Annotated in this window: 11 protein-coding genes; 8 read left to right on the forward strand and 3 right to left on the reverse strand. The window is 68.3% G+C overall.

The window, feature by feature from the left end; genetic code table 11:
* Positions 1-183 precede the first annotated feature (183 nt).
* A complete protein-coding gene (locus tag BLT59_RS31260) occupies positions 184-339 on the forward strand; it encodes a DUF5993 family protein (protein ID WP_175543993.1) in 156 nt (51 codons plus the stop codon).
* A gap of 12 nt (positions 340-351) precedes the next feature.
* On the forward strand, positions 352-927 hold the full coding sequence (locus BLT59_RS11885; protein WP_091779698.1) for a disulfide bond formation protein B: 576 nt from the start codon (positions 352-354) through the stop codon (positions 925-927).
* A gap of 44 nt (positions 928-971) precedes the next feature.
* On the opposite strand, the gene BLT59_RS11890 is transcribed toward BLT59_RS11885, so the two are convergent.
* Complete coding sequence (locus BLT59_RS11890) at positions 972-1,295, reverse strand: hypothetical protein (protein ID WP_244513949.1); 324 nt, start codon at positions 1,293-1,295, stop codon at positions 972-974.
* Positions 1,296-1,729: 434 nt separating this feature from the next.
* Here BLT59_RS11890 and BLT59_RS11895 point away from each other — a divergent pair, with 434 nt between their 5' ends.
* The gene (locus BLT59_RS11895) at positions 1,730-2,131 is read left to right on the forward strand and encodes a hypothetical protein (RefSeq protein ID WP_091779755.1); all 402 of its coding nucleotides are present in this window, start codon (positions 1,730-1,732) and stop codon (positions 2,129-2,131) included.
* 14 nt (positions 2,132-2,145) lie between these two features.
* Here the strand turns inward: BLT59_RS11895 and BLT59_RS11900 are convergent, their stop codons facing one another.
* Positions 2,146-2,835, reverse strand: a complete 690-nt coding sequence (locus BLT59_RS11900) for a uracil-DNA glycosylase (RefSeq protein ID WP_091779702.1) — start codon at positions 2,833-2,835, stop codon at positions 2,146-2,148.
* 282 nt (positions 2,836-3,117) lie between these two features.
* Here BLT59_RS11900 and hemH point away from each other — a divergent pair, with 282 nt between their 5' ends.
* Together hemH and BLT59_RS31265 are read left to right on the forward strand one after the other, a co-directional pair.
* The gene (hemH, locus tag BLT59_RS11905) at positions 3,118-4,200 is read left to right on the forward strand and encodes a ferrochelatase (RefSeq protein ID WP_091779704.1); all 1,083 of its coding nucleotides are present in this window, start codon (positions 3,118-3,120) and stop codon (positions 4,198-4,200) included.
* A 92-nt stretch (positions 4,201-4,292) separates the two neighbouring features.
* Positions 4,293-4,451 (forward strand): hypothetical protein, encoded by a 159-nt coding sequence (locus BLT59_RS31265; protein WP_175543998.1) that lies wholly within the window; start codon positions 4,293-4,295, stop codon positions 4,449-4,451.
* Positions 4,452-4,675: 224 nt separating this feature from the next.
* On the opposite strand, the gene BLT59_RS11910 is transcribed toward BLT59_RS31265, so the two are convergent.
* A complete protein-coding gene (locus tag BLT59_RS11910; RefSeq protein WP_091779706.1) occupies positions 4,676-5,593 on the reverse strand; it encodes a peptidylprolyl isomerase in 918 nt (305 codons plus the stop codon).
* Positions 5,594-5,854: 261 nt separating this feature from the next.
* On the opposite strand from BLT59_RS11910, the gene secA reads away from it, so the two are divergent.
* The 3 genes from secA to BLT59_RS11925 all read left to right on the forward strand — a co-directional run.
* Positions 5,855-8,746 carry a preprotein translocase subunit SecA gene (gene secA, locus BLT59_RS11915; RefSeq protein ID WP_091779757.1) on the forward strand — a complete coding sequence of 964 codons (2,892 nt, stop codon included), beginning with the start codon at positions 5,855-5,857 and terminating at the stop codon, positions 8,744-8,746.
* 7 nt (positions 8,747-8,753) lie between these two features.
* Positions 8,754-9,425, forward strand: coding sequence for a dethiobiotin synthase (bioD, locus tag BLT59_RS11920; RefSeq protein ID WP_091779708.1), 672 nt, complete (start codon positions 8,754-8,756; stop codon positions 9,423-9,425).
* A 156-nt stretch (positions 9,426-9,581) separates the two neighbouring features.
* Positions 9,582-10,114: KUP/HAK/KT family potassium transporter (locus BLT59_RS11925; RefSeq protein WP_244513954.1), on the forward strand; the 533-nt coding region annotated here is incomplete at its 3' end.

Genomic DNA, 10,114 nt, shown 5'->3' on the forward strand with positions numbered 1-10,114 from the left:
GGCGCCGGCCGCCTTGGTACGGGGCCGGTCTTGTGGCGCTAGGATAGCACGCGGGTCCGGGGTCGGCGATGCCGCTGCGGCAGGCCACGCCGTCAGCAAAGCTTAAACGGCCCCTGAGCCAAGCTTTCCTCGCAGAGGCGGATTCGAATCATTCGACGGCCTCCCCAGAGCGGAGCGTTGTCGATGATGGTTCTGCCCTTCGTCGGGTTTGCCGGGAGCGCGGCGGCCATCCTGAGCGGACGGCGCGGCGTTGCCCTCGGTCTATGGGTTGTGTCGCTGATCGGCACGCTCGCGCTATTTGCCGCGCATGCCACCGCCACGCTCCAACTCGACTTCTGAGCGGAGCACGCGATGACATCTCACCGGGCCCGCATTCTCAACGCCCTGGGGCTGCTCGGCTGCTGCGCCGCCCTCATCGTGGCTTTCTGGTATCAATTCCACGGTGGTGAATTGCCGTGTCCGCTGTGCCTCCTTCAGCGGGCGGCCTTCGCGGCGGCAGCCATCGGTTTCGCGCTCAACGTCCGCTTCGGTCCACGACCGTCACATTACGCGGTCACAATCCTCGGGGCCATGGCGGGGGCGGCTGTGTCGGCCCGGCAGGTCGCCCTGCACATCGTACCAGGGACCGGCGGCTTCGGATCGACTCTGTTCGGCCTGCACTTCTACACCCTCGCACTCATAGCCTTCGTGGCGATGAGCGTCGGGGTGGGCGTGCTGCTCCTGGACGACCGGATCCTCGAACCGGAATCGCGCTCCCTGCGCAGCAGATCCGGCCCCTTCGGAACCGCCTGCCTGCTGCTGTTCCTGGGCGTTGTTCTTGCCAATGCCGTCTCGACGGCCGCGGAATGCGGCGGCGGTCTCTGCCCGGACGACCCCATCCGCTACGAGGCCCTCGAAAGCTGGCGGCAGAACTTCCGCTGGCGCTGAAGCACCAGCCCGAACCGGAAGCCGCCTACGCGAGTGAGAGTCTCTCAGGCCTGCTCGGCAAGGGCGAGGTCGAGGCTCGCGAAGTCGGCGCCCGGCCCGTTCCACCACAGAGCAGGATAGTCGCAGAGCCGGCCCATCACGCCGGCATAAACGTCGGCGAGGGCGGTATCGACGACGACCAGCACGGCTGCCGACTGGGCGAGCGCGTCGGCCAGCGCCTGCTCGCGGCCCGCGCAGTCGAGGCTGACGACGCGCAGGCCCAGGCGGGTGAGCCCGAGTCGCATGGCCTCCGCCTGCCCGAGATCCTGCACCAACAGGGCCACGGTCTCACCGGCCCGCAGGCCCTCACCCCAGGCCCAGCGGGACAAGCGATGCGGGCAGATCGTGGCGGATACGGCCGGCGCAGTGCGCCGATCCGTGAAGGCGGCTCCGGACGCGCCCGCCCGGACGCGCTGGTGGTCGGTGTCCCGAGCCGGGACGGGGATAGAGGCCGCAGGAGAATGGACGCCGAACATGCGATGCGGACCGCCTGAAACTGGACACACTGCAGGTCCTGGCGTGACGCGAGCAGGTTAACACTCTCTCACATGTTGGCGTTCCGCCGAAAAACGGCCGTCTTTTCGTCTGCGCGACGGGCAGGGCACTGAACCTATGCCAAACGGGTCGTGAACGGCGACGCTCGCATTGCCGGCAACTTCGGTCGCATTGGCGCGCGCGCGGGACCGGCCTATGTCCCGGCCGCCAGAGGCAGCCCGCGAGAGGCTGCCCACGATCGAGGAAACCGCCGCGCATGCGCTTCACAATGACCCGACCTTGCCTCTTCGCCGGGCTTACGCTCGCGGCCCTGCCAGCGCAGGCACAGATCCGGAACGCCCCGGCACCGCGGGCCCTGGAATTCGCCGCCTACATCTTCGCCGCCTCGAACGTCTGCGGCTACCGGATCGGCAGCGACCAGTTCGAGGCATTGCTCGCCAAGCAGAACGTCCAGATCGGGGACGTCCAGCCGCGGGGGCCGTTCGGCAACCGGGTGCAGACCATGTTCACGCTGATGTCGAACCAGATGGTGCAGAACCGCGATCAGGCCTGCCTCGCGGTGGCCGGCGAGTACGGGCCCGAGGGCACGGTGGCCAAGAACGTGCTCCTGCCGGCAGGCCAGGAAACCCCTGCTCAAGCCAAACCCGCCGAGCCGACCAAGCCACAATAGGCCTCGGCGCCCCTTCAGCCGAGGCGCCAGTCGATCGGGCGGCGGCCATGCTCGACGAGCCAGCGATTGGCCCGGCCGAATGGGTCGGAGCCGGGAAAATCCCGGGCGCGGTTGAGTGGCGAGGGGTGGCCGCTCTCGAACACGCCGTGGCGGCTCGCATCGATCAGCGCGGCTCTGGCCCGCGCCTGAGTGCCCCAGAGGAGGAATACGGCTGGCTCCGGACGCGCTGAGACGGCGCTCACCACCTGGTCGGTGAGCGCGGCCCAGCCGTAGCGCAGATGCGCGCCGGCTTTGCCGGCTTCGACGGTCAGCGCGCTGTTGAGCAGGAGGACGCCCTGCCGAGCCCAGGCGCTCAGGTCGCCACCGGCGGCGCGATCGGATCCGGCCTCTGCGAGAATCGCCTTCAGCGAGGCAGGCAAGCGGCCCGAGCCCACGAATGAGAAGGCGAGGCCGTTCGCGTCGCCCGGGGTTGGGTAGGGATCCTGTCCGAGGATCACGGCCTGCACGTCCCGCAGCGGCGTCTCGGCCAGCGCGTGGAAGATCCGGTCCGGAGCGGGGAGCACGCGGGCACCCGCGGCGATTCGCGCGTCGACCCTGGCCGCCACGGCGTCGGCCTGCCCGTCGGTGAAGAACGGCAGCGCCAGCCAGGGTGAGGCGGAGGCGCGGAAGGCGGCGAGGGCGTCGGCCACGGGCGTATCGGTCATGGTCTCTCGCGGTCAGCTTCTGCGCCGAGATAGGGGGCGCCGGGATTCCGTCACCCGGGCGGCGGTTGCGGCCCGGAGCCGCCCGTGTTTAGGGACAGGGGTCGAGTGTGCCGCACACCGCTGTGCGGCATGGCGCGTCCGGTCTTCGCCGGGCGGCTTCGCACCCTACATGAAGCGCACCCGACGGGGTTTAAGCCTCCGGCCAAGCTCAGGCATACGCGCCGGCCGCCGGATATCGGAAACCAGAGGAAGGATCTCGGCGCGCGGCGCCGGAACGCTGCCATGAACGAACGCGTCGAACCCGCCGCGCTGGCGAATGGCCGGCCCCTCGCACCACTCGCGCCCGCGGCCGATACGCTGCCGGCCGACCACCCGAAGGTGGCCTGGGGCCGCGTCGGCGTGCTGCTGATGAATCTCGGGACGCCCGAGGGCACGACCTACTGGCCCATGCGCCGGTATCTCAAGGAATTCCTGTCGGATCGGCGCGTGATCGAGGTGCCGCGGCTGATCTGGTGGCCGCTCCTCAACCTGATCATCCTGACGAAGCGTCCCGGGCCCAAAGGTCGCGACTATGCCAGCGTATGGAACAACGCGCTGAACGAGGGACCGCTGAAGACCATTACCCGCGGCCAGTCCGAGCGGCTCCAGGCAGCCATGGGTGAGTCCGTGGTGGTCGACTGGGCGATGCGCTACGGCAAGCCCGAGGTGGCCGGCCGGATCCAGGCGCTGCTCGACCAGGGCTGCGACCGCATCCTGCTGGTGCCGCTCTACCCGCAATATGCCGCCGCCACTTCGGCCACGGCCTGCGATCAGGCGTTCCGGGCACTGATGGACATGCGCTGGCAGCCGACGGTGCGCGTCTCACCACCCTACCACGACGACCCGGTCTACATCGCCGCCATGGCCGACTCGATCCGCGAAGGTCTGGCCAAACTCGATTTCGAGCCGGAGGTGATCCTCACCTCGTTCCACGGTGTGCCGCGGAGCTACCTGCTCAAGGGCGATCCCTACCATTGCCAGTGCCACAAGACCGGGCGGCTGATCCGCGAGGCGCTCGGTCTGTCGCCGGAGAAGATGCGCGTGACCTTCCAGTCACGCTTCGGCAACGAGGAATGGCTGAAGCCCTACACCGACGAGACGGTGATGGAGCTGGCGAAGTCAGGCGTGAAGCGGATGGCAATCGTCGCCCCGGGCTTCACGGCGGATTGCCTGGAGACCCTGGAAGAACTCGACGGCGAGAATCGCCACTATTTCGAGGATAACGGCGGCGAGCACTTCGCCTACATCCCCTGCCTGAACGACAGCGATCTCGGCATGCGCGTGATCGAGCACGTGGTGCGCCGTGAGCTTCAGGGCTGGATCTGAGATCCGGGCCGGGTACCGCTTGCGGCGGGGCCCGGCCCCCCTATTATTTTCCTAGGCCGAACGGACACATCGGTTCGGCACGGGAGGGTCACATGGCGTTCTTCATCGGCATCGCGTGTCCGTGGCTGTTGATCGCGGTGCTCGACCGGATCGCCGAGGGGCGCCGCAGTACCGAACTCGCCGCCCTGGGGGTTACGCCCCGGCCCGCGACGGCGCAATCCAGCTACCTTGTCCCGGATCGGCCGTATTGACCGGACCCGCGGCGCCGGGACTGAGGCGCGCAACAGATTCGATTCGCACTGTCCCCACGGGCGCGGCGAAGACACGCAGGGTAGCGCAACGCTGGCAAGCGTAGCGCCCGATGGATCACCTAAAGCCGCGCGCGCCAACACCGCCGACCGTCGGGCTCAATCGGCCCGACGTCGCGTTAGCGCGAGTTCGGCGTCGCGATGGACGGGTCATGGCTTGAGACCGCTTACGGCTTCTTCGGCTCGGGCGCAGTCTCGGCCGCGGCCGGAGGCGCGTCCGTGCGGTCGATCTTCGCCTCCGAACGCAGCTTCAGGATCATGTCCTGCTGCGCCTTGCGGATCAGGTGCTGGTCGATCTGATCCTTCAGCTCGTTGAAAGTCGGCTGCGGCTTAGTCCGCTTCTCCTCGACCTTGATGACGTGCCAACCGAACTGGGTCTTGATCGGATCGGATACCTGTCCCGGTTTCATCGCGAAGGCCGCGTTGGCGAAGTCCGGCACCATCCGCTCCTTGGTGAACCAGCCGAGATCGCCGCCTTCGGTTTTCGAGCCCGGATCTTTCGAAGTCTCGGCCGCGACCTTGGCGAAATCCTCGCCGCCCTTGATGCGGGCGGCGATCTTCTTCGCCTCCGCCTCGTTGTCGACGAGGATGTGGCGGGCATGCACCTCCTCCTCTGGCTTCATCAGCTTGACAGTCTGGTCGTAGATCGCGTGCTCCGCCTCGGGCGTGACGGCGCGCTTGGCCTCCTGCTCCAGGTAGTCGTCGAGCAGGAGCTTGTCGCGGAAGTAGGCGAGCTTGCGCTTGAACTCCGGCGTGTCGCCAATCTTGGCGGCCTCGGCCGCCTGCGCACCGACGCGCAGGTCGACCATGTAGTCGACCAGCAGGCTCTTCTTCTGCGCCTCGTCGACGCCGGGCAGCGACAGGGCCGGGTCATCGGCCGCGATGGCGAGATCGCCCTGCGTGATCGGCTTACCGTTCACGCTCGCCACAACGGAATCCGCGCTCGGCACGGCAGCCGGAGCAGCAGCCGGCGTGTTGGCGGCCGGTGTCGGGCTCTTCTGGGGTGCCTGGGCCAGCGCCAGTCCCGGCATCGCGATCATGACGGCGAGCGCGCTGACGCGCCGGAGAAGGGCGGTGTTCGGCATACGGGCGAAGTCCTCGGCTCACGTCTCGGCGCCGCGCCGGATCGGCCGGGCGGCAGGCCGCGGCACAGGTGGCCCGCATGGGGCGAGAAGGCAAGCGCGGCCGTTTCAGCGATGCCGGAACCGTGACCGTACTGGCGTGCGTTGAGGGCTGCCCCTTCCAGGTGCGCCGGGCGATGTTTACCTCTATAAGCTCGGCCAACTCCGCCCAGGCCGGCCCGCCACGCTCACCCGTGGGCGGGCTCGCGCGTCCGCAGGTCTATGATGCTCGGCTCCATCGCCAAGAAGATTTTCGGCTCCTCGAACGACCGCCGCGTCAAGGGCTACCGCCCGCGCGTGGCGCAGATCAACGCGCTGGAACCGGAGATTCAGGACCTTTCGGACGAGGCGCTGCGCGCCCGCACCGACATGCTGAAGGCCGAGCTCGCCAACGGCAAGAGCCTCGACGACATCCTGGTGCCGGCCTTCGCTACGGTGCGTGAGGCAGCCAAGCGCGTCTTCGGCCAGCGACATTTCGACGTGCAGCTCATCGGCGGCATGGTGCTCCACGAGGGCGGCATCGCCGAGATGAAGACCGGCGAGGGCAAGACTCTGGTGGCGACGCTGCCGGTCTACCTTAATGCTCTGGAGGGCAAGGGCGTCCACGTCGTCACCGTCAACGACTACCTTGCCGCCCGCGACGCCGAGTGGATGGGCCAGCTCTACCGCTTCCTGGGGCTCTCGGTCGGCACCATCGTCCATGGGCTCGACGACGCGCAGCGCAAGGACGCCTATGCCTGCGACATCACCTATGGCACCAACAACGAATACGGGTTCGACTACCTGCGCGACAACATGAAGTACGAGCTGTCGCAGCTCGCCCAGCGGGGGCACAACTTCGCGATCGTGGACGAGGTCGATTCGATCCTGATCGACGAGGCGCGCACGCCGCTGATCATCTCGGGCCCGGTGGACGACCGCTCGGAGCTTTACGTGTCGGTCGACGCGATCATGCCCCGGCTGGTGCGCGAGCATTACGACCTGGATGAGAAGCAGCGCACGGTCTCGCTCACCGAGCTGGGCAACGAGTTCGTGGAGGAGACCCTGCGCGAGGTCGGCCTGCTCAAGGAGGGCGACCTTTACGACGCGCACAACGTCAGCCTCGTCCACCACGTGAACCAGGCGCTGCGCGCCAACACGCTGTTCACCCGCGACAAGGATTACATCGTTAAGAACGACGAGGTGGTGATCATCGACGAGTTCACCGGCCGCATGATGCAGGGCCGTCGCTACTCGGAAGGGCTCCATCAGGCGCTGGAGGCCAAGGAGCGGGTCACGATCCAGCCCGAGAACCAGACGCTCGCCTCGATCACCTTCCAGAATTATTTCCGCCTCTACAAAAAGCTGGCCGGCATGACCGGCACAGCCTCGACCGAGGCCGACGAGTTTGCCGAGATCTACAAGCTCGACGTGGTCGATATCCCGACCAACAAGGAGGTTGAGCGCGTCGACGAGGATGACGAGGTCTACCGCACGGTCGGCGAGAAGTACGACGGCATCATCGCGGAGATCGACAAGGCGCATAGCCGCCACCAGCCGATCCTGGTCGGCACCGGCTCAATCGAGAAGTCGGAGCACCTCGCCGAGATGCTGAAAAAAGCCGGCTACACCCTGCTCGACTATTCGGACCCCAACGCGCTGACCGACGTCTACGCCGCCGCCCGCGAGGGCCGGGTGACCAAGCGCTTCGCCGTGCTGAACGCCCGCTTCCACGAGCAGGAGGCCTACATCGTCGCAGAGGCCGGTGTGCCGGGCGCGATCACCATCGCCACCAACATGGCCGGCCGGGGCACCGACATCAAACTCGGCGGCAACGTCGAGATGCGGGTCGAGAAGGAGCTCGCGGGCGTTCCGGAGGGGCCGGAGCGCGACGCTCGGATCGAGGCCATCAAGGCCGAGATCGCCGAGAACCGCGCCAAGGTGCTCGCCTCGGGCGAGAAGGCGGATCCGGAGGCGGGCCGCAAGAAGGACCTGCCCGGCGGCCTCTACATCATCGGCACCGAGCGCCACGAATCCCGGCGCATCGACAACCAGCTCCGCGGCCGCTCCGGCCGCCAGGGCGATCCGGGCCGCTCGAAATTCTACCTGTCGCTCCAGGACGACTTGATGCGGATCTTCGGCTCCGACCGCATGGACGGGATGCTGCAGAAGCTCGGCCTGGAGCAGGGCGAGGCGATCATCCACCCGTGGATCAACAAGGCGATCGAGAAGGCGCAGCAGAAGGTCGAGGCGCGCAACTTCGACATGCGCAAGAACGTGCTGAAATACGACAACGTCATGAACGACCAGCGCAAGGTCGTGTTCGAGCAGCGCCGGGACTTCATGGCCCAGGAGAGCGTCCGCGAGACCGTGGACGAGATGCGCGAGGGCGTGATCGACGATCTGGTCGCCCGGCACATCCCCGAGAACGCCTATGCCGAGCAGTGGGACGTCGCCGGCCTTCACGAGCAGGTGAAGGAGATCCTCAACCTGGACGTGCCGGTCGAGGACTGGGCCAAGGAGGAGGGCATCGCCGACGAGGAGATGCGGGAGCGCCTGATGAAGGCGGCCGAGACGGCCTATGCCGAGCGGACCGAGAAGAACGGTGCCGAGGTCACGGCCTATATCGAGAAGCAGGTCCTGCTCCAGACGCTCGACCATCTCTGGCGCGAGCACCTCGTGACGCTAGACCACCTCCGGCAGGTGATCGGCTGGCGCGGCTTCGCCCAGCGCGACCCGCTGAACGAGTACAAATCCGAGGCCTTCGACCTGTTCAACGGGCTCGTGACCGCCCTGCGCGAGCAGGTCACCGCGCAGCTCTCGCGTGTCGAAATCATGATGCAGGAGCCGCCGGCGGAATTTTCGGCCGGCGGTCCGGCGCTGCCACCGATGTTCGCCCAGCATCTCGATCCGGTCACCGGCGAGAACGAGATGGATTATGCTGGGTTCGGCTCGGGCAGCGACGGTGGTGCCGGTCCGGCCTATGGGTTTGCCGCGCAGAGCCTCGCGGCGGACGGCGCCGTGCTGGAGCGCGACCCGACCGACGCCGCCACCTGGGGCCGCGTCGGCCGCAACGAGCCTTGCCCCTGTGGCTCGGGCAAGAAGTACAAGCACTGTCACGGCAGTCTCCAGGCCTGAGGCTCAGATGCCCGCGCGGGCGCTGTTCATTGCCGGGGCCGGAACCGAGATCGGCAAGACCTACGTCACCGCCGCCCTGACCCGCTATCTGCGGGCACAGGGCCGCCCGGTCCGGACCGTGAAGCCGCTCGCGAGCGGCGTTCCGTCCCTTGGCGACCCCGGCTTCATCGAGAGCGACACCGCCCGGCTGCTGGACGCGCAGAGCATCGCCCTTGACGAGGAAGCCGTGGAATCCTGCTCGCCGTGGCGGTTCTCGGCGCCGCTCTCGCCCGATCAGGCCGCCGTGCTGGAGGGGCGCTCCCTCGACCTCTCCGAACTCGTCGACTGGTGCCGTGGGCAGCTCGCCCGAACGGAGGGCACGCTGCTCATCGAGGGCGTCGGCGGGCTCATGAGCCCGGTCACCGAGGCCGCGACCGGCCTGGACTGGCTCCGGGCGCTCGACGTGCCCGTGCTTCTCGTATCCGGAAGCTATCTCGGGGCCATCAGCCACGCGCTCACCGCCTGCGAGACTCTGCGTTTCCACGCTGTGCCGCTGCGCGCGGTCGCGGTCAGCGAAAGCCCAAGCGCGCCGGCGCCCGCCGCGACCGTGGCTGCCGCGATCGCCCGGCATGCCGGCGTCCCCGTCTTCTGCCTGCGCCGCGGCGACGCCTGCCCGGAAGAACTCGCCGGCCTGATCTGATCGCCGCCGGTTGGTTGCTGGACGGCACGGCGGCTGCCCCTAGCTTCACCGCTGCGGCGTCGCGCCCGGCGCCCAAATCATCGAGGCCGGGTCGTACCCTCGGGGAGCCATGCGTTGAGCGAGACCCTTGCGTCGGCGGCAACCCTCCGGTCCGAGGTGGGCACGGCGGAGCCGGGAACGGCCCGCGACCGGCTCCGACCCGCCCTCATCCTGGGCGCGCTGGGTGTTGTGTACGGCGACATTGGCACGAGCCCGCTCTACGCGTTCAAGGAGGCCGTGAAGGCGGCGACGGCCGGCGGCGCGGCCGTGCCGGCGGCGGCCACGGGGGCGGTCTCGCTGATCCTGTGGTCGCTGATCCTGATCGTGTCGCTGAAATACGCGGTGCTGATCCTGCGCGCGGACAATCGCGGGGAGGGCGGCATCGTCGCCATGCTGGCGCTGCTCGGCGCGCGGCATGCCCGGCCGGGCACGTGGAAGGCGCTGCTGCTGGTGGTCGGGCTGGTGGGGGCGGCGCTGCTGTACGGCGACGGGGCGATCACGCCGGCGATCTCGGTGCTGTCGGCGATCGAGGGCCTGAAGGTCGACGCGCCGGCGCTCGGGCCGTTCGTCGTGCCGATCACGCTGGTGATCCTGGTCGGCCTGTTCCTGGTCCAGCACAAGGGCGTGGCTGCCATCGGCCGGGTGTTCGG

The sequence above is a fragment of the Methylobacterium sp. UNC378MF genome, assembly GCF_900103195.1.
GTDB lineage: Bacteria > Pseudomonadota > Alphaproteobacteria > Rhizobiales > Beijerinckiaceae > Methylobacterium.